Source organism: Streptomyces sp. NPDC001822, assembly GCF_042892135.1.
In the GTDB taxonomy this organism is placed as follows: Bacteria; Actinomycetota; Actinomycetes; order Streptomycetales; family Streptomycetaceae; genus Streptomyces.
This window is the reverse complement of sequence record NZ_JBIATW010000008.1, coordinates 360334-382970: the sequence shown is the minus strand read 5'-3', so window position 1 is coordinate 382970 and position 22637 is coordinate 360334. Positions and strand designations below refer to the sequence as shown.

Genomic DNA, 22637 nt, shown 5'->3' with positions numbered 1-22637 from the left:
CGGGCCGCCCCCGGAGGAGTGGCCCGCCCCTTTCCCATGTGCCGTGGTGCTACTGCTTCCTGAGGGTGAAGTTACTGATCACCGTGGTGCCCTTGACGATCTTCACCGTCGCCGTGGCCGGCGCGTAGCCGTCCTTGGCGGCGATGACGGTGAGCGGGTTGTTGCGGGTGTCCAGCCACAGCGCGTAGGTGCCGTCGGCCGCCGTCTTCAGGGTGTACGCGGACGCCCAGCTGTCGATCTCGACGGTCGCCCCGGCGATCGGGGCCGTGGTCCCGTTCGCCGCCTTGCCGAGGATCGTGCCCGTGATCTTGCCCCACGTCTTCGGCGGGTTCACCGTCAGCGACACGGGGACCTTCGATCCGCCGTACGGAGTGTCGGTGCGGAACGCCAGCGACGCGCGGTAGGTACCGGGCTGGGTGATCTCGGGTACCGAGGCGTCCAGCGAGACCGTGAACGTCGCGCTGGCACCCGGCTGGACGGTGAGCTCCTGGGTGCTCTCGCTCAGCCACGAGACGTCACCGGCACCGTCCTGGTCGTACCCGGGGAGGTACTCGTTCTTGACGGAGGGCCTGTTCGGCGCGTCGGCGCCACCCACCTTGTAGAAGCCGAGGGCGCCCGCGCCGCGGTAGGTCGCGACGTTGGCGTTCGGCAGGGCCGTCCACACGCCGGAGGCCGCGTCGAAGGCGTAGCTCGCATTGGTGAGCGCGTTCGCGCTGACACCGCCGGAGATCACGAGCTGCCCGTTGGCCGCCGCGTACGACGAGCCCCACACCGGAGCCGGCATGTCCGCGACCTGGCTCCAGCTGTCGGAGTCCGGGTCGTAGGAGTAGGCGTGCTTCAGGTCGGTGCTGCCCGAGGTGCCACCGGCGCAGTACACCTTGCCGCCGATGCCGCCGCAGGACTCCCACGCCACGTTCTCGGGGTAGTTCGCGATCTGGGACCAGCTGTCACCCGCCGGGTCGTACACGCTGGCGTTCTTGCTGCCGCAGCCGTCGGTGCAGCCCCCGATCAGGTACAGCTTTCCGTCGAGGACCGCCGCGCCGGCGCCCGCGAACGGGTGCGGGTTGGAGGCTCCGGTGCTCCAGGTGTTCGCCTCGGCGTCGTACACCTCCAGCTTCGGGTCGGTGGTGCCCGTCTGGAGCCAGCCGCCCGCGACGTAGAGCTTGCCGTCGATGAATCCGGCCGAGGGGCCCTCGCGCCCGTCCTGGGCGGACGCCTTCTTCGACCACGCCCCGGTTTCGGTGTTCAGGCCGTACAGCTCGCTGGAGACTCCGGCCCCGTTGTACCCGAATCCGGTGTAGACGGTGCCGTCGTTCACCGCGGCGATGTTGCTCATCATCGCCCGCGGCAGGTCGGGAGCCGTCTGCCAGGTGCTGTCCGACGGAGCGGCGGCCGGGCTCGCCGTGCTGCCGGCCTTCTTGGCCGCGAGTCCGGACTTCGCGCTGCTGCCGGTCGGGTACGTGCCCTTGATCTTCTGGAGCGGCGCTCCCTGCTGCCGGTCCATGGGCTCGTACTTGCCCGCCTGCTCGGACACCTTCAGCGTGGCGGCCGCACCGCCCGTGTTCTTGACGGTGACCTTCTGCGTGGCCTGCCCGCCCCATGCGACGGTCTTGGTCACGTTCTCCGGCGTCACGCTCAGCCGGCCCGCCGCGAGCGAGAAGCTCGTGGACACCGCGCTGTCGGCGGCCGTCTTCACGGTCTTCGACAGCTTCGTGTAGCGGTTCGCCGACGCGGTGATGCCGTGCTTGCCCAGGTCCGGCGAGAAGACCGAGTAGTAGCCCTCCGAGACGTCGGGGTCGTCCGGCGTGGCGACGGTCGTGGTCGTCACCGACGCCCTGTCGTCGCTCGCCACGGTGGCGCCCGTCACACCGCGGCCGGTGTTGGCGTCCGTCACCTCACCGACGAGCAGACCACCGGGGGTCGCCGTCAGCGAGCGCTGTCCGACGAAGACGTCGTCGACCTTCCACCACCAGCCGAAGAACCCGATGAAGTGGAAGCGCAGGACGACGTCCGGGGCACCCGCGTACTCGTCGAGCGGAACGGTGACCTTCGAGGCTCCGTCGGTCGAGGTGACGGTGGACCATACGGTCTTCCAGGTGACCCCGCCGTCGTCGGACACGTCGACGTCGGCCGACTGGCCGCCCGACGCCAGGTAGTCGGTCGCGAAGGTCGCCACCGGGCTGCTGCTGTCCGAGAAGTCGTAGGACGGGCTTACGAGTTCGGAATCGGTCTGCGAGCCGGAGCCCGCGTGGTCGCTGTCGACGATGGCGAAGGAGCCCTTGCCGCCGGTCGTGTTGCCCCGGGCGCCCGGGTCGTCGAACTGCCAGCCGCCGTCACCGTGGTTGACGACCTTCCAGCCGTCCGGAGTCGTCGTGGTGGAGTCGAACGGTTCCGTCGCGCCCTCGTCCTTGACGGTGTAGCCGGGCGCGATGTCGCCGAACGAGTTCGCCTTCACCGAGATGTTCGTGGTGACCGGCGCCTCGTCCACCGTGATCTTCTCGCTCACGGCCTTGTAACCCGGGGTGGCCGGGGCGATGTTCAGGGTGTAGCCGTGGTTCTCCGGCAGCGACAGGTTGTACGAACCCGTGGCCGGGTCCGTCCAGACCGGGCCGCCGGGGACGCCTTCGACGCTGACCCGCGCGTACAGCGGCCAGCCGTGGCCGCTGCCGTCCGTCACCTTGCCCGAGACCGTCTGGCTCGGCGTGGCGGCGAGGGCGAAGTTCTTCGTCAGAGCCGCGCCGTCGGCGACCTCCACCGAGGAGGCCGTCGCCGTCTTGTAGCCGTAGGCGTCGACGGCGATGTCGTACGTCCCCGCGGGCACGGTCAGCTTGTAGGTGCCGTCCGCGCCCGACTTCGCGAGGCTGTCACCGACCGTGACCGTCGCACCGGAGAGGCCCTTGCCGGTGGCCGCGTCCGTGACCGTGCCCGCCAGCTCACCGTGCGGACCGCTGCGGAACGCGTCCACGCCGTTCGGCGTGCCGAGCCCGGTCGGACCGTCGTAGCCCGTCGCGCCTTCGCACAGGTAGCTCGGGGTGCAGGACCCGTTGCTGCCGTTCTTCACGTCGTTGAGTCCCGCACCGTCACCGGCGTAGGGGTAGGCGTTCGGGTACGTGTTGGCCACGGGGGTGCCCGCGACCGCGTACGTCGCGGCGATCAGGGGCGACGCGGCGCTCGTACCGCCGTAGACCGCCCATCCGCCACCGCCGTACGTCTGGTAGACCGATACACCGGTCGCCGGGTCCGAGACCGCGGAGACGTCGGACAGGGAGCGGTTGGCGCACCCGGTGTCCTTCTGGAACGCCGGCTTCGGCTCGTACAGGGAGCAGCCCGAACCGGCGCCGTCCCAGGCACTCTCGGTCCAGCCGCGCTCCGTGTTCGTGTCGCGGTGCAGCGCGGTGCCGCCTGCGGCGGTGACGTACTGCGACGCGGCCGGGTAGCTGACCCCGTAGCCGAAGTCGCCGGTCGACGCGACCACCGCGACACCCGGGTGGTTGTAGTACGCGTCGTACTCGGTGGTCTCGGCCGGGTCCTCGCCGCCGCCACCGCGGTAGTCGGTGCCGTAGGAGTTGGACACGAACTTCGCGCCGAGCTCGACGGCCTTGTTGACCGCGGCGCCCAGGCTCTCGAAGCTGGCGTCGTCCGCCTCCACGAGCAGGATGTGCGCGTTCGGAGCCGCCGCCGACACCATGTCGAGGTCGAGGGAGATCTCACCCGCCCAACCCGGGTCCGGCGCAGGGTAGTTCGTGCCGCCCCGCTGGTCCACCTTGGTGAAGCAGCCGTTGGCCGTGGTGCACTCCGGGAGGCCGAACTGCTCGCGGTACACCGCGAGGTCGCTCTCCGCGGTCGGGCTGTCGAAGGCGTCGATCACGGCGATGGTCTGCCCCGCGCCGCCGTCGTCCGGCAGGTTGTACGCGTCGCGCAGGTCCGTCGCGCCGAAGCCGGGCGGCGCGTCCGCGGCCGCCCTGAGACCCTTGGTCTCCTTGATGTCCGTACGGCGCAGCGAGTAGCAGGTGGCGTCACCCGGCTTCGCCACGCCACAGCTCGCCTCGTAGGCCACGCGGGCGCCGGTGACGGGCGCCGCGCCGGCGGTCGGGACCTGCAGGCCCAGGACCCCCATGGCGGCCGCACTCAGAACCGCGAGTCCCCCGCCGATTCTCTGCCGCGCCTGTCCGCGCCTCTTCGATATCTCTGATCTGCCGGACCCGTTCGATCTTTCCGATCTTGCCGCTTTGCGCAAGGCATGACTCCATGCTGCGAGCAGGGGTCGGCCCGTGAATGTCCCGGGCGACAGCGAATGGTCGTTCGCCGGGAGCCAATTAGTGAGGCACGCCCGATCAAGGTCAATACACGTTGCGTTACCAATAAATGACGCGTGGTCACCAAACGTACAAAGGTTGTGGAAAAGCTGTGAGAACGGCGTGAGCATGCCGGAGGGGCCGTATCGCGCCCTAAGTCGTCACTTGTCCGCCACGCGTTTCAGGCCTATCCCGGGAATCCGCGGGGCGGGCGATCGCCGTCCGGCTGCGCGCGTAGATGTCCGTGTTGGGTGGCGGGCCTCCACGACCGCCGGGCTCGGCACCGCAGAACGCCGTGCGACCCCGTCGACGTGCGACCTGCGTGAATCGGCGCCGGCCGGCGAGGCATCCCCATCCACCGGCTCACCCGGCCCCGTTGTGCGCCGAAAGGCCATGTCGGACATGCGCGGCACGGTGGAGTGGCCGACTTTATTTCCTCTGTCAAGGAAGCAGGATTCCGGCCCGCAGGCGAATCTTCTCCGGCCCCGGCCGCACGGACGCCGGCCGCGAGATCACGGCGCCCCTCGGAACGCCCGGCGTTCCGGTCGGAAACGGACGGGAACGGGACCGGCATGCCCGCTCCGGCTCCCGGACCGGCATGGCCCGCGTCCGCGCCCGATCCGCCGCCCGGGGACGGTCCGAGGAGGGCCCGGGAGGGCCCGGGGACGGTCCGGGGAAGGCCCGGGACGGTCTCTACCGCCGAAACCGGTCGTTCCCCGACTTGCCGAAGCGCCACACATGGGTTTGTTTCGAAACAGGGGCGGGCGCGTGGGCTGCCGTCTCCCGCTTCTGTTGGAGGTGAGCCACCGTGCTGTTCACCGACCGCACGGACGCCGGGCGACGACTGGCCGAGGCCCTGCGGCACCTGGAGCGCCGCGACCCCGTCGTGCTGGGGCTGCCACGGGGCGGGGTCCCCGTGGCCTACGAGGTGGCCCGGGCCCTGGGTGCACCGCTCGACGTGATCGTGGTCCGCAAGCTCGGTGTGCCGCACCATCCGGAGCTGGGCTTCGGCGCGATCGGTGAGGGCGGGGTGCGGGTCATCAGCGACGAGATCGTGCGGCACGCCGGCGTGCGGGAGGCCGAGGTCCGGTCCGTCGAGCACGCGGAGGAGGCGGAGCTGCTCCGGCGGGCGGGTGCGTACCGGGCGGGCAGGACGCGCCTGCCGCTGCGGGACCGCGCGGTGGTCGTGGTGGACGACGGGGTGGCCACCGGCGCCACCGCCAGGGCGGCCTGCCAGGTGGTCCGGGCGCAGGGGGCCGCGTATGTCGCGCTGGCCGTGCCCGTGGCGTCGCCGGACGTGGCCGCGCGCCTGGGTGAGGACGTGGACGAGATCGTGTGTCTGTCCACGCCGCCCCTCTTCTCCGCGGTGGGCGAGTGGTACCGGGACTTCTCCCAGACCTCCGACGACGAGGTCGTCGCCCTGCTGGCCCGCGCGCCCGAGGACGGCCTCACGGCCGAGAGCGTCGAGGTGGACGCGGGCGGCGTTCCGCTCACGGGCGATCTGGTGCTCCCGGCGGACGCCGGCGCCGTCGTGGTGTTCGCCCACGGTTCCGGCAGCAGCCGTCTCAGCCCGCGCAACCGCGCGGTGGCCACCGCGCTCAACCGCGCCGGTCTGGGCACGCTGCTCTTCGACCTGCTCACCCCGGGCGAGGAGGTCTACCGGGCCAACGTCTTCGACATCGGGCTGCTGTCGGCGCGGCTGTCCGACACCACGCGCTGGCTCAGGAACCGGGTGTCCGTGCCGGTCGGTTCGTTCGGTGCCAGCACCGGGGCGGCGGCGGCACTGCGGGCCGCGGCCGCCACGGACTCGGGTATCGGAGCGGTGGTCTCGCGCGGCGGCCGGCCCGACCTGGCCGGTGTGGACCTCTCCGGGGTACGGGCGCCGACGCTCCTGATCGTCGGGGGCGAGGACACCACCGTGATCGACCTCAACCGGCAGGCCCAGGCGGCGCTGTTCTGCGAGACGCGACTGGAGATCGTGCCGGGCGCCACCCATCTGTTCGAGGAGCCGGGCGCCCTGGACCGCGTCGCGGACCTCGCGCGGGACTGGTTCACCACGCATCTCCTCACCCCGGGCTGAGCCGCACCCTCAAGCTGAGCCGCACCCGCCGGGGCCCGGAGCCGCGCCCTATTCTTTCCGCAGCGGTTCCGGCGCCCGGAACCGAACCGGGAGCGGAGGGGGCGGCGCGTGCAGGTCCGGTTGACGGCGGGCAGGCTCCTTCCGGCGTACGCCGACGGCATTCGGCGGGTGTACGCCGACGTGTTCTCGGCTCCGCCGTGGAACGAGGACCCCTCGGCGGCCGGGCCGTACGTCGAGCGCCTCATGACCGACGCCCTGCGCCCCGGTTTCACCGCGGCGCTGGCCCTGGAATCCGGCGACGACGCGCCTCCCCCCGGGGCGGAGGGTGCGGGCTCCCCCGGCGAGGTCTGCGGCTTCGCCACCGCGTGGACCACTCCCGAGGTGTTCCCCACGGGCCGCAGCTACGGCCACGTGGGCCGCGCCCTGGGGCCCGAGCGCGTGTCCGCATGGCTGTGCGGGGCCCTGGAGGTCGACGAACTGGCGGTTTCCCCGGCCGCGCGGGGCGCCGGTCTGGGCGCCGCGCTGCTGACGGCCGTCACGGGCGCAGCACCGGACGGGCGCTGCTGGCTGCTGACGTCCGTGCACGCGGAGGCGACGCTGCGTTTCTACCGGCGTGCGGGATGGCACCGGGTCCCGGTGACCGTGCCGGGAAGAGCGGGGCTCACCGTCCTGCTCGGGCCCGGGCACCCGGCGGCCGCCGGGCTCGCCCGCCGGTGAGGGTCCGGACACACCTGGTGCGTACGGGTGAGTGGAGCGATATACAACCGTGACATGAATCGATTCAAAGCCTCGGAAGATAGTGGCCTGCCTCGAAGCCTGTCAAGGGTTCCCACTCATTCCCCCCATTCAGGTCGTACATCGACCTCATTCCTGGAACTTCTCGCCATCAACCCATTGACTGCGCCCGCAATCCCCGTTTAGCTTCCGAGCAACCTCATTGAAACCTTTCACGGCGCGTGGAGCGACCAGGCCACCGCTGAGGAGCTCCCATGAACCAGTCCGCTCCGGACCCGGCCCCGGTCCTGGCCCTGAAGGGCGTGAGCAAGTCCTTCGGTGCCGTACGGGCCCTGCAGGACGTCTCCCTGCAGTTGTTCCCCGGCGAGGCCCACGCGCTCGCGGGCGAGAACGGCGCAGGCAAGTCGACCCTGATCAAGGCCCTGGCCGGCGTGCACAGGCCGGACAGCGGCGAGGTGCTCCTCGACGGGGAGTCCGTCGTCTTCCACGGCCCGGCCGACGCGCGTGACGCCGGCATCGCCGTCATCTACCAGGAGCCGACGCTCTTCCCCGACCTGTCCATCGCCGAGAACATCTTCATGGGCCGGCAGCCCCGGCGGACACTGGGCCGGATCGACCGCAGGGCCGTCCACGAGACCACCGCGGCACTGATGCGCAGGCTCGGCGTCGACCTGGCGCCGGACCGGCCGGCCCGCGGCCTGTCGATCGCCGACCAGCAGATCGTCGAGATCGCCAAGGCCCTCTCGTTCGACGCCCGCGTCCTGATCATGGACGAACCGACCGCGGCCCTGACCGGCAGCGAGACCGCGCGGCTCTTCTCCGTCGTCCGCGCGCTGCGGTCGGAGGGCGCGGCGGTGCTGTTCATCTCGCACCGCCTCGACGAGATCTTCGAGCTGTGCCAGCGCGTCACGACCCTGCGCGACGGACGGTGGATCTCCTCCGAACCGCTGGAGGGGCTCACCGAGGACGACCTGGTCCGCAGGATGGTCGGCCGCGACCTCGACGACCTCTATCCCAAGCAGGACGCCGAGGTCGGCGAAGTCGCCCTGTCGGTGCGCCGGCTGACCCGCGAGGGCGTCTTCCGCGATGTGTCCTTCGACGTCCGCCGCGGCGAGATCGTCGCACTCGCCGGGCTCGTCGGCGCCGGACGCACGGAGGTCGCCCAGGCGGTCTTCGGCGTCGACCGTGCCGACGCCGGCGAGGTGAAGGTGGGCGGCACGGTGCTGCGCCCCGGTTCGCCCACGGCCGCGATGGACGCCGGTCTGGCGCTCGTACCCGAGGACCGGCGGCAGCGCGGACTGGTCATGGATATGTCCATCGAGCGCAACATCGGCCTCACCGGCCTGGGCGAGGTCCGCAAGCGCGGGCTCGTCAGCCGGGCGCTGGAGCACGACCGGGCCGCCGACTGGGCGGTGCGCCTCCAGCTCAAGTACAACCGGCTGGCCGACACCGTGGGCGTGCTCTCCGGCGGCAACCAGCAGAAGGTCGTGCTGGCCAAGTGGCTGGCGACCGGCCCCGCCGTGCTGATCGTCGACGAACCGACCCGCGGGATCGACGTCGGAACCAAGGCCGAGGTCCACCGGCTGCTGTCCTCGCTCGCGGCCGAGGGCCTGGCCGTCCTGATGATCTCCTCGGACCTCCCCGAGGTCATCGGCATGGCCGACCGCGTGCTCGTGATGCACGAGGGCCGGCTCGTGGCGGAGATCCCGCGGGAGAGCGCCACCGAGGAGTCGGTCATGGCGGCGGCCACCGGACGCAATGAGAGGGCAGCGGCATGACCACGACCATCGAGAGCCCCCCGGACACCGCGAAGGCGCCGGTGCGCAGCGCGTCCTCGCTGGTGGACACGGTCTTCCGGGCGCGCGAGATCTCCATCGCGGGCGCGCTCGTCCTGCTGATCCTCGGCACCTACCTCGCCAACCCGCGCTTCCTCTCCGACCAGGGCATCAAGGACCTGCTGCTCAACGCGTCGATCCTGGTGCTCCTCGCGGTCGGCCAGTCAGCCGTGGTGATCACACGGAACATCGACCTGTCCGTCGGGTCCGTCGTGGGCCTGTCCGCCTTCGCCTGCGGCAAGTTCGTGGCGGGCAGCGACCACGGGGTGGTGACGGTGATGCTGCTGGGCATCGCCATCGGAGTGGTCTGCGGGCTCGTCTCGGGCGCCCTCGTCAGCTTCGGCAGGGTCCCGGCGCTCGTCGTGACCCTGGGCATGCTCTACATCATCCAGGGCGTCGACTACTGGTGGGCGCAGGGCGAGCAGATCAGCGCCTCCGACGTGCCGGAGGCCGTCCTGGGGCTCGGCAGCGGCAGCGTGCTCGGCATCCCGTACCTGCCGCTGCTCGCGGTGCTCCTGCTCGCGGCGACGGCGTACTTCCTGCGCAGCTACCGCTCGGGGCGCGAGCTCTACGCGATCGGGTCGAGCCCCGAGGCCGCCCGGCTCGCCGGCATCCCGATCCGCCGCCGGGTGCTCGCCGCCTACGCCTTCTCCGGGGCGGTCGCCGGCTTCGCCGGTGCACTGTGGCTGGCCCGCTTCGGCACCGTCGTCGCGGACAACGCGCACGGCTGGGAGCTGACCGTCGTCAGCGCCGTCGTCGTCGGCGGTGTCGCGATCACCGGCGGCACCGGCACCGTCTGGGGCGCCGCGCTCGGCGCCCTGCTGCTCACCACCATCGGCAGCGTCCTGGTCGTGCTGAAGGTGGACTCCTTCTGGCAGGGCGCCATCACCGGCGCGCTCCTGCTGCTAGCCATCAGCGTCGACCGGATCGTGAACCTGCGGATGACAGCCGCACTGAGGAAGAGGAGCGCCCGTCATGACCACGGCGCCTGAGACAGAGAAGGCTCCCGCCGCGCGGACCTCGCCCGTACGCGGCCTGGCACTGCGCTGGGACACGGCCGTCGGTGTCCTGCTGGTGGCGGTCCTCGTCGTCGGACTGGGCACGACGGAGGGCTTCGGCTCCGGCGAGAACCTCGCGTTCGCGTTCAACGACATCGCCGAAGTCGCCCTCATCGCCCTGCCGATGACCCTGCTCGTCGTCGCCGGCCAGGTCGACCTGTCGGTGGCGTCCATGCTGGGTCTGGGCAGTGCGCTGACCGGCGCGCTGTGGGAGGCGGGCTGGGCGTTCGAGATGATCGTGCCGGTGGTGCTCCTGGTGGGCGTCGCCGGCGGCCTCCTGAACGGCTGGCTCGTCACGAAGGTGGGGCTGCCCTCGCTGGCGGTCACGATCGGGACGCTGGCGCTGTACCGGGGGCTCGCCTCGGTGGCGCTCGGCAGCGACGCGGTGACGGACTTCCCGCAGACGTACGCGGACTGGGCCGTCGACACGACCACGGTCCCCGGGACCTTCCTCACCTATCCGGTCGTGCTCTTCGCCGTCCTGGCCGTGGTCACCGCCGTGGTGCTGCACGCCACCGGGTTCGGCCGCTCGCTCTTCGCGATCGGCGCGCAGGAGGAGGCCGCGTACTTCGCGGGCATCCGGGTCAAGCGGATCAAGCTGCTGCTCTTCGTGGTGACGGGGCTGTTCTCCGCCTTCGCGGGGGTCGTCTTCACCCTCCGCTACGGAAGTGCCCGGGCGGACAACGGACTCGGCTTCGAGATGCTCGTCATCGCCTCGGTGCTGCTCGGCGGTATCGACTTCGACGGCGGGAAGGGCACGCTCTTCGGCGCGGTCGCCGGTGTCCTGCTGATCGGTGTGCTGAAGAACCTGCTCACGCTCAACGACATCGCCAACGAGGTGCAGGTCATCGTGACCGGGCTGCTGCTCGTGGCGTCCGTCCTCACTCCGCGGGTCATCGCCGCGGTCGTCGAACGCCGGCACAGGCGTGCCGCGAACACCCCTTCGCCGCAGCCGTAGACCCCCTCCCCTTCTCGGTACCTCTCAGCTCCTTCTCCGAAAGGCACACGCCGCCATGATGCTCCGCAATGCCGCTGGGCGCCGCGCCGTCGCGACCGCAGCCACCGCCGTCTCCCTGGCCCTCGCCCTGACCGCCTGCTCCGGCACCACGAAGGACAGCAAGGACAGCGGCGGCGCGAAGGCCGGCAGTTCCGCGAAGGCCGACCCGGACGCCCCGCTGAAGAAGGGGCTCAAGCTGGCCTTCCTGCCGAAGCAGATCAACAACCCGTACGAGAAGATCGTCGACGAGGCGGGTATCGCCGCGGCGAAGGAGTACGGCGGCACGGGCAAGGAGGTCGGTCCGTCGGACGCGAACGCCTCCTCGCAGGTCTCCTACATCAACACGCTCATCCAGCAGCGCCAGGACGCGATCCTCGTCGCGGCGAACGACCCGAACGCGGTGTGCGGCCCGCTCAAGCAGGCCATGAAGAAGGACATCAAGGTCGTCGCCTACGACTCGGACACGGCGAAGGACTGCCGGCAGCTCTTCATCAACCAGGCCAGCTCGGAGGAGATCGGCCGCAGCCTGGTCCAGCACCTGGGCGAGCAGATCGGCTATAAGGGCAAGATCGCGATCCTGTCCGCGACGCAGAACGCGACGAACCAGAACACCTGGATCGAGTTCATGAAGGAGGAGCTGAAGCTCCCGAAGTACAAGGACATGCAGCTGGTGAAGGTCGCGTACGGCGACGACGCCGACCAGAAGTCCTTCCAGCAGACCCAGGGCCTCATGCAGGCCTACCCGGACCTCAAGGGCATCATCTCCCCCACCACGGTGGGCATCGCCGCCGCCGCGCGCTACCTGAGCGACTCGTCGTACAAGGGCAAGGTCGTCCTCAACGGCCTCGGTACGCCGAACCAGATGCGCAAGTACGTCAAGGACGGCACGGTCGAGCAGTTCTCCCTCTGGAACCCCGAGGAGCTCGGCTACCTCGGTTCCTACGCGGCCGCGGCCCTGGCATCGGGGCAGATCACCGGCGCCGAGGGCGAGAAGTTCAAGGCGGGCAAGCTCGGTGAGTACACCGTCGGCAAGGACGGTGAGGTCATCCTCGGCGAACCGACCGTCTTCGACGCCAAGAACATCGACACGTTCGACTTCTGAGCAAGGGACCCCTCTCCATGCAGCGCGTCTGCTTCCTGCTGAAGGTCCGTGCGGACCGCACGGCCGAATACCGCGAGCGTCACGCCGAGGTGTGGCCGGACATGCTCGAAGCCCTCTCGGAGGCCGGCTGGCACAACTACTCGCTGTTCCTCCGCGAGGACGGCCTGCTCGTCGGCTATCTGGAGACCGAGGACTTCGACGCCGCCCGTGAGGCGATGGCGGCGACCGAGGTCAACGCCCGGTGGCAGCGGGACATGGCCGCCTTCTTCGAGCAGCCGGAGGCCGCCGACGAGGCGATGCTCCCGCTCACCGAGGTGTTCCACCTGGCGTAGGGCCGCCTGCCTGACCGCACCCCGCCGCCCCGGCTGTCCTCCCCGGCAGCCGGGGCGCCGCCGTGACCGCGGTGCCGGGAGCCGCGAACGGCCCGGCGGGGGCCCCGCCGGGCCGGCCCACGGCGTCAGCCGACCTCGCCCTCGCTCCCGTTCCCCGAGGGCTCGTCGCCACCGCCGTTCAGCCGGTCCGCCTGCTCGATCATCGTCGCGAGTTTCCGCACCGCGCCGTCCTCGGTGGAGACGGCCAGCGACCTTGCCCGCTCGGCGAGTTCACCGAGCGCGGGCGTGCCGGGCAGGTCCCCGCCGCGCAGGGTGTCAGCGAAGTAGGCGGCGACCGCCGTCACCTGGAGCCGCGCACCGGCCTCTCCCCAGAGCTTTCCGGAGACCGCGCCGGTCTCCACCGATCCGGTCGCCTCGTGCGCCTTCCTCGTCGTCGGGTCGAGCCAGCGCACCGTCGCCGTCGCCACGTGCCCGGAGGCACCCTCACGGAGCCGCACCGCGTAGAGCGCCGTCACCGTGTGGCCGGGGCCGACCTCGCCGCCGTCGACGGCGTCGTCACGGAAGTCCTCGTCGGCGACCTTCCTGTTCTCGTAGCCGATCAGCCTGAACTGCCGGACCGTCCCGCGGTCGAACGCCACCTGGGCCTTGGCGTCCCGGGCGCGCAGCTGGACGTGAGCAGGCAGCTGGTCGACGAAGACCTTCCTGGCCTGCGACTCGTCCGCGATGTAGGTGGTGTTGCCGTCGCCCTTGTTCGTCAGGCGTTCCATCAGCTCGTCGCCGTAGTCGCTGCCGACGCCCACGCCGAACAGCGTGATGCCGTACTCCTCGCGCGCGTCGGCGATCCGCTCCAGGATCGCGTCGGCGTCGGTCTCGCCGGTGTTGGCGAGCGCGTCGGAGAGAAGGACCACCCGGTTGGTGGCGCCCTCGCGGTGGCCTTCGACCGCTTCGTCGTAGCCGCGTTCGACGCCGGCGGCGACGTTGGTGGAGTCCTCCGGCCGCATCTCCTCGATGGCGTCCCTCACCTTCGTGCGGTTGCCCCGCAGCCGGGTCATGGGGAGCAGGGTCTCGGCCCCGTCGCTGAAGGTGACCAGGGAGACCGAGTCGTCGTCGCGCAGTTCGTCGGTGAGGATGCCCAGTGACGTCCTGGCGAGGTCGAGGCGTCCGGGCTCGGCCATCGATCCGGAGACGTCGACGACGAAGGTCAGTGCGGCGGGCGGGCGTTCACTCGTGCGCGCCGCGGGGGCGGTGGCAAGCCCCACGCGTACGAGCGACCAGTCGGCAGCCCCGGCACCGGGCCGGGCGCCGTCGACCGAGACGGAGAAGCCGTTGCCCTTGGGCGTCCGGTAGCCCTGGCGGAAGCTGTTGACGAACTCCTCGGGGCGCACCGTGTCCGCCTCGGGGAGCCGGCCTTCGCCCAGCGTGCGGCGCGCGTAGCCGTAACTGGCGGTGTCCACGTCGAGTGCGAAGGTCGACAGGTAGTCGGGCGCCACGCCCTTGCGGGTGCCGCCGTCCTTCGCCGCCCCGTCCGCGTCCTGCTCCTGCTCCGGTGCGGCGGGCGGGGGCTGCTTGCCGCCGGCCGGCCCGCCGGTGCCGGTCGCCCGGTCGACGGCCGACTCACCGCCGTCCGAACTCGTCCCCGCGCAGCCGGTGATCAGAGCCGCGCCCAGGAGCAGGGCCAGTGCTCCCCTGTACGTCCTCGTCCTTGTCCCGCGTTGCATGCGTACCCCCCACGTCGTCGGCATCTGTGAATGTGACGTGCGGGGTGGCCCCGTGGAGTCGTCGGAAGCGTTGCGGAACAGTCTCGATGGCGCAACGGCGGGCACCGACGGGGCGGAACGTCAACGTCAGGACACGATGTCCTTACGACTGAACCCCCGGAAGGCGAGCGCGAACAGGATCAGGGCATAGGTGACGGACACGGCCGCGCCCTTCGCCATCCCGCCCCATTCGAGGTCCGGCTGGAGCGCGTCCGCCCAGGCGAACTGCCAGTGCGCGGGCAGGAATTCACGCCAGGTGCCGAGCGCGGTGACGGCGTCCAGGACGTTGCCGACGATCGTGAGCCCGACCGCGCCGCCCACCGCGCCCAGCGGGGCGTCCGTCTTCGTCGACAGCCAGAACGCCAGCCCGGCGGTGACGAGCTGGGAGACGAAGACGAAGGCGACGACGAGTGCGAGCCGCGGCACGGTGTCCGCGGTGGTGAGCGCACCCCCGGTGGGCAGCTTCAGCGGCCCCCATCCATAGGCCGCCGCCCCGACGCCGAGGGCGACGAGCGGCAGCAGCACCATCGCGGCGAGGCTGAAGCCGAGGGCCACGACGAGCTTGCTCCACAGCAGTCTTGAGCGGGGCACCGGCGCCGCGAGGAGGTAGCGCAGCGAGGACCAGCTCGCTTCGGACGCCACGGTGTCCCCGCAGAAGAGGGCCACCGGTACCACCAGCAGGAAGCCGGCGGAGACGAAGAGGCAGGTCGCCGCGAAGTTCGCCGCGGACTCCGTGGCGACGTCCATCAGGTTGATGCGGGACGCGCCCCGGCCGCCGTCGCCGCCGCCCGGGGTGCCTCCGATCGCGAAGGCGATGACGAGGATGAACGGCAGGGCGGCCAGCACCCCGCCCATGAGCAGGGTGCGCCGCCTGCGCAGCTGCCTCATCGCCTCCACACGCAGCGGCAGGGTGCGGCGGGCACGGTAGCCGGGGGCCTCCGGGAGCGCCCGGACCTCTGTTGCGGAGCTCATGCGGATCCTTGGGAGATGAGGGTGAGGAAGGCGTCCTCCAGGCGGCGGTGCGGCCCGACGCCGGTGACCGGCACGTCGAGGCGGACCAGGTCGGCGACGAGCTGCGCGGCGGTGGCGCCGTCGAGACGGACGAGGAGACCGCGGCCGTCGTCCACGCGGACGGCGGAGCCGATGCCCGGCAGGGCGGCCACCTTGTCCGCGAGCGGCTCGGCGACCTCGGCCGCGGTGGTGACGAGCAGCATGTCGCCGGAGCCGGTGATCTCGGCGACGGGACCGGCCTGGACGAGCCGGCCGCGGTCCATGACCACGAGGTGGGTGCAGGACTGCTCGACCTCGGACAGGAGGTGGCTGGAGACGATCACGGTCCGGCCGCCGGCCGCGTAGCGGATCATCACGTCCCGCATCTCGCGGATCTGGGGCGGGTCGAGGCCGTTGGTCGGTTCGTCGAGGATGAGGAGGTCCGGCATGCCCAGCATCGCCTGGGCGATGGCGAGCCGCTGCCGCATGCCCTGGGAGTAGGTGCGCACGGCACGGGCCAGGGCGTCGCCGAGTCCGGCGATCTCCAGGGCCTCGTCGATGTGCGCGTCCCCGGCGGGCCGGCCGGTGGCCTGCCAGTACAGCTCCAGGTTGGAGCGGCCGGACAGGTGGGGCAGGAAGCCGGCGCCCTCGACGAAGGACCCCACACGGGACAGCACGGGCGCCCCGGGCCGGATGGCGTGGCCGAAGACCCGGATCTCGCCGGAGTCGGGGGTGATGAGGCCCATCAGCATGCGCAGGGTGGTGGTCTTCCCGGCGCCGTTGGGTCCGAGGAGTCCGAGGACCTGGCCCTTCTCGACGCGGAATCCCAGGTCGCGGACGGCGTACCGGTCCACGGACTTGGCGTACTTCTTGGACAGGTCCGTGATCTGCAGCGGTACGCCGGCGAGCGCGGGATCCGGGGCGGGTGTCGTGGTGCGGCGGCGTGCGGTGAGCAGGAGGGCGGCGGCGATGACGACCGCCGCGGCGGGAAGCCCCCAGGTCCACCAGGGCAGGACGGCCGCGGCGCTCTTCACGGCGGGTGCCGTGGGGACGGTCAGCGGTCCGTCGAGGGAGACGGTGTAGGTGGCGGGCTCGGCGGGTGAGGCGTAGCCGAGGTCGGTGGCGGAGAGCACCAGCCGCAGCCGGTGTCCGGCGTCCACCTCGTGGTCGACGGCGGGCAGCGTCAGCTCGACCGGCCTGCCCTGCCGTCCGGGGGTGATCCGGTGGGGTGTGACGAGCTGGGAGGGCAGGACCTGCTGCTTCCCGTCGGGTGACACGTCGTACACCTTGCCGAACAGCACCGCGTCGCCGTGGTCCGCCTTGACGTTGACGCGGACGGTGGGCGTGCCGGTGACGCGTACGGCGGTGTCCAGCGGTGCGGACTCGTAACGGGCGTACTGCCCGGGGAAGTCGGCCGAGAACCCGACGCCGAGGGACGACAGCTGGGAGAGCCCGCCGCCGACGCCCGGGACGGCGGAGATGGAGGGCGGGCTCGCCCCGGCCGGGTTGCGGAACGTCTGCGTCGCGCCGCTCCGGCCGTCGCCCCGCTGGGCGTTCTGTCCCCCGGTGGCCGGGCCACCGGCCGCAGCGGGCCGCTGACCGGCACCGGTCAGGGGGATCTCGCGGCCGCCGCCGGTCAGCCCGGGATAGGTGGCGCTGCTCGCCCCGCGCTTCAGCGCGGCGCCGTCGGTGGAGTCGACGCCTCCGGTCCGGGTCACACGGAATCCCGGGCCGGTGTCGGCGCCCTCGTCCTTCTTCAGATAGCGGTCGAACCAGTCCCCGATCCGGCCCTCGACACGATCGCCCTCGTCGTCACCGCCGTCGTGGCCGCCGGAGATCCAGTCGACGGCGACGGGAGCGCCGTTGGCGCGGATGGCCCTGGCCATCGCGTCGGACTGGCCGAGCGGGAAGAGCGAGTCGCTCTGCCCCTGGACGATGAGCGCGGGTACGTCGATGCGGTCGGCGACCGCGACGGGGGAACGTTCCGTCAGCAGGGCGCGCGCCGCCGCGTCGGGCTTGCCACTGACGGCGACCCGCTCGTACATGTCGCACAGCTGCTTCTGGAACTTCTGGCAGCCGCCGCCGGAGGTGACGAAGATCCCCGCCCAGAGTTTCTTGAACACACCGTCCGGGAAGAGCGCGTCGGCGAGGTTCCAGTAGCTGATGACGGGGGCGATGGCGTCGACCCGCTCGTCGTGACCGGCGGCAAGCAGGGACACCGCCCCGCCGTACGAGGCGCCGGTGACACCGACCCGGGGGTCGCCCTTCTTGTCGAGCTGGACCTCGGGCCGCTCCGCCAGCCAGTCGATGAGGCCCGAGACGTCCTTGACCTCGCCGTCGGGCGCGTTGAGCGTGATCTCGCCGCTGGTCCTCCCGAACCCGCGGGCGGACCACGTCATGACGGCGTAGCCGTCGGCGGCCAGCTTCTCGGCCTGGGCGCGCACGTCGTTCTTGCTGCCGCCGAAGCCGTGCCCGATGAGGACGGCGGGCCGGCGCCGCGAGCCGCCGGACGTGAAGTACGAGGTGTCGACGTCCACCCCGTTCATCCTCATCATCCGGTCCTGCCGGTGCACGGAGGGCTCGCCGTCGTCGTCGGCCGCGGCGGTCCAGGTACCGGCGCCCACGAGTACGGCGAGGGCGGCGACGACCGCGGCCCACCGGCCTGGGGTACGGGGCAGCCGGTGCCGCCACCGGGAAGTCGAGTGGTCCATGACCCGACCCTAAACGGCGTGCGCGGCGCGCCGGGAAGCCGCCAGGGTGAGCTGACCGGCCTCCTTGAGAGGTACGCCGCGCAGGGGCGTACTCCGTGCGCGGTACGCCCCGCCGGCGGTCTCCAGCCACAAGCGGCTGTTGCTGGGATTTCAGTGACCGTGAGTGGCTGCGCGTTCACTCATTGATGATCGATGAACTTGAGGTGCAAGCCGGGCCGTTGGCGCGATGGCAGGTGCATTGGTGCGACCCGCGGCGGGGGGTGCCGTGGTACGTGACCGATCCGGTCCGCCGAAAGCCCGAGGCGAACGGCATTCCACCCGCGTTCCAACACCTGCACGCCCGCGCCATCGACGCCGAAGCCGCCGCCCAGGCCCTGCGGGAGCACAACGACCGGCTTCGCGAGCGCGTCGCCGTCTATGCCCAGGTCATCCACGAACTCCGGACCGAGCTGGACAGGCGTACCGACAGCACCACCCACCGCAGCCCCGTCCGGAGCCTCCCGACCAGCATCACCTGATGCGCGGGAACGGCAGATGATCGGTGATCGCTTGACGGCTTTGTGCTCAACACGGGTGTGTCTGGCCCAGAACTACACCGTCCGCACCACCGTCGCGTTCTTCGCCCACAGCCTCAAAAGCCGCTCATGGCCATGACGCAACGGTGCTGAGGCCCCAGCCCGTGGTGACGAGGGGCTTCACCACGGCGCGCCCGGCCCGAACGGTTCGAAGAACATGACGTCCAGCGGATGCAGGTCCCGGCCGGTCAGGCCGGGGAAGCCGGATTCGGCGGGGCCGCCGCGCAACCACGTGAGCAGGGTTGCTGTGAAGCCGCCTGGCAGGGGCGGTCCCTGGTCGCAGTGGCGTGGGTTGACGGCTACGCGCCATGTCTCGGGCGGGCCGTCCGCGCACCAGCCGATCTGGTCCCCGTCGATCGTCGACGCGAACGGCAGGAAGCCGCCGGACTCGGGCCACGCGGGCATCGGGTAGTACTGGGGATGGGCGGCGCGCAGTTGGCGGTATCCGTCAAGCATGCCCTCGACGGTGGCCGCGAGCCCCTGCTCCCGTGGCCGGTCCAGGGACAGTGGGGCGCTCATGTCCAGCCACCAGCTCCAGTTGCCCGCCCCGTACCGCTCCGCGAGCACCACGAAGTCCGGCGGCAGCCGGGTGCCGAGCCGCTCGAAGACCTGCTCCCATGTGCCCTCGCCCAGGTACGGCTCCAGGGGCGGTGGAACCAGCGCCATGACGGCGTCGAGGCCCGAGCCCTCGGTGAGCGCCGCGCGCTGCCGCGCGTCCACGGCGGTGCCCGCAGGCGGTGGCGACCAAGGTGCGGCCCCGGCCAGCGGCGACCAGACCCGTATCTGTGAGGACAGCGGGCCCAGCAGCCCGCCGGGCTCGCCCGGGTGCGGCACGCCGGCGCGCAGCAGCGTGAACAGCAGCTCCAAGAAAGGGACTTCATAGTCCACCCAGGGCTCACTCACCCCAACTGCCACATGTGTGGTCATGAGCGTGACCGGCCACTCGTCGGGGTCGGCCGACGCTCCCGTGTTCCAGAAGAGGTGGTCGCCGCTCCTCGTCGTGGCGAAGGCGAGCAGGCCGCCCTCCTCGGGCAGGAAGGGGCGCCGACGCGCGGTGAACATGCCGGGCCGGATCGCCGAGTGCCGGTGCGTCTCGACCATCCATGCTGCGTACTCGAAGCGGCCGTCGGTGCTGACGCACGGGGGGTGCAGCCGGATCGCCGCACCCGGGCCGCCTATCTCGGCCGCACCGTACGCCGACACGAGCGCCTTGTAGTCACCGGGCAGTGGGGTGCCGAGCCAGCCCTCGACCGCCGCCCAGTCGACGACGGACGTCGGACCGGGCGGCGGTCCGACGAGACCTGTGAACGCGCTGATCCGCGCAGAGTGATCCATGGAGCCGAGGATGACATCCCTCAACGACATTGAGACTGGGACCTGGCACCGCTCTTGGATTTCTAGGGTGACAGAAGGTGGGTGGCGCTCCGCTCCCCACGCTGGGCGCTACATGTCCATTGGTCGGCTGGAAGCAACAACTCGCAATGGGCGAGAGAACTCACGAAAGGCACCGTCCATGGACATCGTCATCCGCCCCGCGACCACCACGGCCGAACTCCTCGGCGCCGGGCACCTCTACGATGTCGCGCCGCGTCCCGAGTGGGCGGACCGCTTCCTCGCGGCGCACGGCCATCTGATGCTGATCGCCTACGTGGACGGGGCTCCCGTCGGCTTCGTCTCGGGCATCGAGATGCTGCACCCGGACAAGGGCACGGAGATGTGCTTGTACGAACTCTCCGTCGGCGAGCCGTTCCGCCGCCGGGGCATCGGGCGGGCCCTCACGCACGCGCTGGCGGCGGAGGCCCGGAGGCGCGGCTGCTACGACATGTGGGTGGGCGTGGAGCGCGACAACGAGGCGGCTCTCGCGGCCTACCGTTCGGCGGGCGCCGCCGACGAGGGCGGATTCGCCATGCTGACCTGGGACTTCGGGAGCCCCGCCGGCACGCTGCAGCCCGGGTCGTAGGGCGTTTCGAGGGGGAGCAGCGCGGCGGCCTCGTCGTGGCGGCCGGCTCCGACGAGGCCGTGGATGTCGCGTGCGAGCGGAGTGACGTCGCGCACGGAGACCAGCCATTCGTCGGCGTAACGCCGGGCCGCCTCGCCGCCGAGCCCGAGCTGGAGGGAGCGGTACGGCAGCGGGTCCAGGCGGAGGTCACGCTCGGGGTCCCACTGCACCCGGGTGGGGCTGCGGCGCAGGCCGCGCCGCCAGGCGTCCCGGTCGGGGTGCACTCCCCTGACGTAGTGGGAGAGTTCGGCGTTCTGCAGCGCCCAGGCGAATCCCTCGCGGGTGATCTCGACGGCGAGCACGGTCTCCTGGCCCTCCTTGGTGCCCCAGCCGCAGCGGTACATCATCCAGAGGAAGCTCGGCTTGATCCAGGTCATGCGGTCGCGCTTCCAGGCCGCCGGGAACCGTCCGTCGCGGGCCGCCGGGACGCCGATGGCAGGCGAGTAGGCCTGGTAGACGGTGAGCGTGTCGGCGGTGTGCAGGGCGCGGATCTCCTGGTGCGGTGCGGTCATGGCCCCAGGATGGGCCGGACTCCGTCCCCCGGGCCAGGGGTTTTCCGCTGCGGCCGCACGGGCCCCCGGGCCTTGCGGTCTCCCCGCGCAGGCAGGCCGACGGCCCCCGTCCCCGAGGGGAACGGGGGCCGTCGGCCGGGGAGGCGGTCAGTGGTTGCGGGGGAAGCCGAGGTCCACGCCCGCGGGGGCGTCGGCCGGGTCGGGCCAGCGGGTGGTGACGACCTTGCCGCGCGTGTAGAAGTGCACCCCGTCGTTGCCGTAGACGTGGTGGTCGCCGAACAGGGAGTCCTTCCAGCCGCCGAAGGAGTGGTAGCCGACGGGCACCGGGATCGGCACGTTGACGCCGACCATGCCCGCCTCGATCTCCAGCTGGAAGCGCCGGGCCGCACCGCCGTCGCGGGTGAAGATCGCCGTGCCGTTGCCGAACGGTGAGGCGTTCATCAGGGCCACGCCGTCCTCGTAGGTGTCGACGCGCAGGACGCACAGGACGGGGCCGAAGATCTCGTCGCGGTAGGCGTCGGAGCCGGTGGAGACGTTGTCCAGGAGGGACAGGCCGATCCAGTGGCCGTCCTCGAAGCCCTCGACGGTGTGCCCGGTGCCGTCCAGGACGACGTCGGCGCCCTGCGCGGCCGCTCCGGTGACGTAGGAGGCGACCTTGTCCCGGTGGGCGGCGGTGATCAGCGGTCCCATCTCGGAGGTGGGGTCCGTGCCGGGACCGATCTTGATCTTCTCGGCGCGTTCGCGGATCTTCGCCACCAGCTCGTCCGCGATCGAACGCACCGCGACGACCGCCGAGATGGCCATGCAGCGCTCACCGGCGGAGCCGTAGGCGGCCGACACGGCGGCGTCGGCCGCCGCGTCGAGGTCGGCGTCCGGAAGGACCAGCATGTGGTTCTTCGCACCGCCGAGCGCCTGGACGCGCTTGCCGTTGGCGGAGGCCGTGGCATGGATGTACCGGGCGACGGGGGTGGAGCCGACGAAGGAGACGGCGGCCACGTCCGGGTGGTTGAGGAGACCGTCCACGGCGACCTTGTCCCCGTGCACGACGTTCAGCACGCCGTCGGGCAGGCCCGCCTCGGCGGCCAGTTCGGCCAGCAGGTTGGCGGCCGACGGGTCCTTCTCGCTGGGCTTCAGGACGAAGGTGTTGCCGCAGGCGATGGCCAGCGGGAACATCCACATCGGCACCATGGCCGGGAAGTTGAACGGGGTGATGCCCGCGACGACGCCGAGCGGCTGACGGATCGACGAGACGTCGACCCTGCTGGAGACCTGGGTGGACAGCTCGCCCTTGAGCTGCGTGGTGATGCCGCAGGCCAGCTCGACGATCTCCAGGCCCCGGGCCACCTCTCCGAGGGCGTCCGAGTGCACCTTGCCGTGCTCGGCGGTGATCAGCGCGGCGATCTCGTCACGGCGGGCGTCGAGCAGGGCGCGGTAGCGGAAGAGGACGGCGGTGCGGGCGGAGAGCGAGGAGGTGCCCCAGCTCTCGTACGCGGTCCGCGCGGCGGACACCGCGGCGTCGACCTCCTCGGTGGAGGCGAGCGCGACCCGGGTGGTGACGGCGCCGGTCGCGGGGTCGGTGACCGGACCGTGGTTGCCCGACGTGCCCTCGACGGTCTTGCCACCGATCCAGTGGTTGACGGTCTTCATGACGGGGGTCTC

Annotated in this window: 16 protein-coding genes; 9 read left to right on the top strand and 7 right to left on the bottom strand. The window is 71.5% G+C overall.

Annotated elements, in window-relative coordinates; translation table 11 throughout:
* Positions 1–49 precede the first annotated feature (49 nt).
* On the bottom strand, positions 50–4117 hold the full coding sequence (locus ACFYY2_RS21140; protein ID WP_388745060.1) for a carboxypeptidase regulatory-like domain-containing protein: 4068 nt from the start codon (positions 4115–4117) through the stop codon (positions 50–52).
* A gap of 986 nt (positions 4118–5103) precedes the next feature.
* Between ACFYY2_RS21140 and ACFYY2_RS21135 the strand changes: the two genes are divergently transcribed.
* The 7 genes from ACFYY2_RS21135 to ACFYY2_RS21105 all read left to right on the top strand — a co-directional run bounded on the left by ACFYY2_RS21135 (position 5104) and on the right by ACFYY2_RS21105 (position 12434).
* Positions 5104–6375 (top strand): phosphoribosyltransferase family protein, encoded by a 1272-nt coding sequence (locus ACFYY2_RS21135; RefSeq protein WP_388745058.1) that lies wholly within the window; start codon positions 5104–5106, stop codon positions 6373–6375.
* Between the two features lie 108 nt (positions 6376–6483).
* A complete protein-coding gene (locus ACFYY2_RS21130) occupies positions 6484–7092 on the top strand; it encodes a GNAT family N-acetyltransferase (RefSeq protein ID WP_388745056.1) in 609 nt (202 codons plus the stop codon).
* Between the two features lie 272 nt (positions 7093–7364).
* On the top strand, positions 7365–8888 hold the full coding sequence (locus ACFYY2_RS21125) for a sugar ABC transporter ATP-binding protein (protein WP_388745054.1): 1524 nt from the start codon (positions 7365–7367) through the stop codon (positions 8886–8888).
* Entirely contained in the window at positions 8885–9937 is a 1053-nt protein-coding gene (locus ACFYY2_RS21120; protein ID WP_388745052.1) for an ABC transporter permease, read from the top strand. Before ACFYY2_RS21125 ends, ACFYY2_RS21120 begins: the two co-directional genes overlap by 4 nt.
* Positions 9921–10961: an ABC transporter permease gene (locus ACFYY2_RS21115; protein ID WP_388745050.1), complete on the top strand. Its 1041-nt coding sequence runs from the start codon at positions 9921–9923 to the stop codon at positions 10959–10961. The genes ACFYY2_RS21120 and ACFYY2_RS21115 overlap by 17 nt, the downstream gene beginning before the upstream one ends.
* A 55-nt stretch (positions 10962–11016) precedes the next feature.
* Positions 11017–12102, top strand: coding sequence for a rhamnose ABC transporter substrate-binding protein (gene rhaS, locus ACFYY2_RS21110; protein ID WP_388745048.1), 1086 nt, complete (start codon positions 11017–11019; stop codon positions 12100–12102).
* A gap of 17 nt (positions 12103–12119) precedes the next feature.
* Complete coding sequence (locus ACFYY2_RS21105) at positions 12120–12434, top strand: L-rhamnose mutarotase (RefSeq protein ID WP_388745046.1); 315 nt, start codon at positions 12120–12122, stop codon at positions 12432–12434.
* Between the two features lie 125 nt (positions 12435–12559).
* Here ACFYY2_RS21105 and ACFYY2_RS21100 read toward each other — a convergent pair whose 3' ends face one another.
* The 3 genes from ACFYY2_RS21100 to ACFYY2_RS21090 form a co-directional block, all read right to left on the bottom strand.
* Positions 12560–14152: a von Willebrand factor type A domain-containing protein gene (locus ACFYY2_RS21100; RefSeq protein ID WP_388745044.1), complete on the bottom strand. Its 1593-nt coding sequence runs from the start codon at positions 14150–14152 to the stop codon at positions 12560–12562.
* 126 nt (positions 14153–14278) lie between these two features.
* Positions 14279–15163, bottom strand: coding sequence for an ABC transporter permease (locus ACFYY2_RS21095; RefSeq protein WP_388745042.1), 885 nt, complete (start codon positions 15161–15163; stop codon positions 14279–14281).
* Positions 15160–17892, bottom strand: a complete 2733-nt coding sequence (locus tag ACFYY2_RS21090; RefSeq protein WP_388745040.1) for an alpha/beta fold hydrolase — start codon at positions 17890–17892, stop codon at positions 15160–15162. Before ACFYY2_RS21090 ends, ACFYY2_RS21095 begins: the two co-directional genes overlap by 4 nt.
* Before the next feature lie 272 nt (positions 17893–18164).
* Here ACFYY2_RS21090 and ACFYY2_RS21085 point away from each other — a divergent pair, with 272 nt between their 5' ends.
* Positions 18165–18410, top strand: coding sequence for a hypothetical protein (locus tag ACFYY2_RS21085; RefSeq protein WP_388745038.1), 246 nt, complete (start codon positions 18165–18167; stop codon positions 18408–18410).
* A gap of 177 nt (positions 18411–18587) precedes the next feature.
* Here the strand turns inward: ACFYY2_RS21085 and ACFYY2_RS21080 are convergent, their stop codons facing one another.
* Positions 18588–19802 (bottom strand): SMI1/KNR4 family protein, encoded by a 1215-nt coding sequence (locus tag ACFYY2_RS21080; protein ID WP_388745036.1) that lies wholly within the window; start codon positions 19800–19802, stop codon positions 18588–18590.
* Between the two features lie 178 nt (positions 19803–19980).
* On the opposite strand from ACFYY2_RS21080, the gene ACFYY2_RS21075 reads away from it, so the two are divergent.
* On the top strand, positions 19981–20427 hold the full coding sequence (locus tag ACFYY2_RS21075; RefSeq protein WP_388745034.1) for a GNAT family N-acetyltransferase: 447 nt from the start codon (positions 19981–19983) through the stop codon (positions 20425–20427).
* Here ACFYY2_RS21075 and ACFYY2_RS21070 read toward each other — a convergent pair.
* Positions 20334–20978: a DUF4291 domain-containing protein gene (locus ACFYY2_RS21070; RefSeq protein WP_388745032.1), complete on the bottom strand. Its 645-nt coding sequence runs from the start codon at positions 20976–20978 to the stop codon at positions 20334–20336. The two genes, ACFYY2_RS21075 and ACFYY2_RS21070, sit on opposite strands and share 94 nt — an antisense overlap.
* A gap of 147 nt (positions 20979–21125) precedes the next feature.
* Entirely contained in the window at positions 21126–22625 is a 1500-nt protein-coding gene (locus ACFYY2_RS21065) for a CoA-acylating methylmalonate-semialdehyde dehydrogenase (protein WP_388745030.1), read from the bottom strand.
* Positions 22626–22637: the final 12 nt, after the last annotated feature.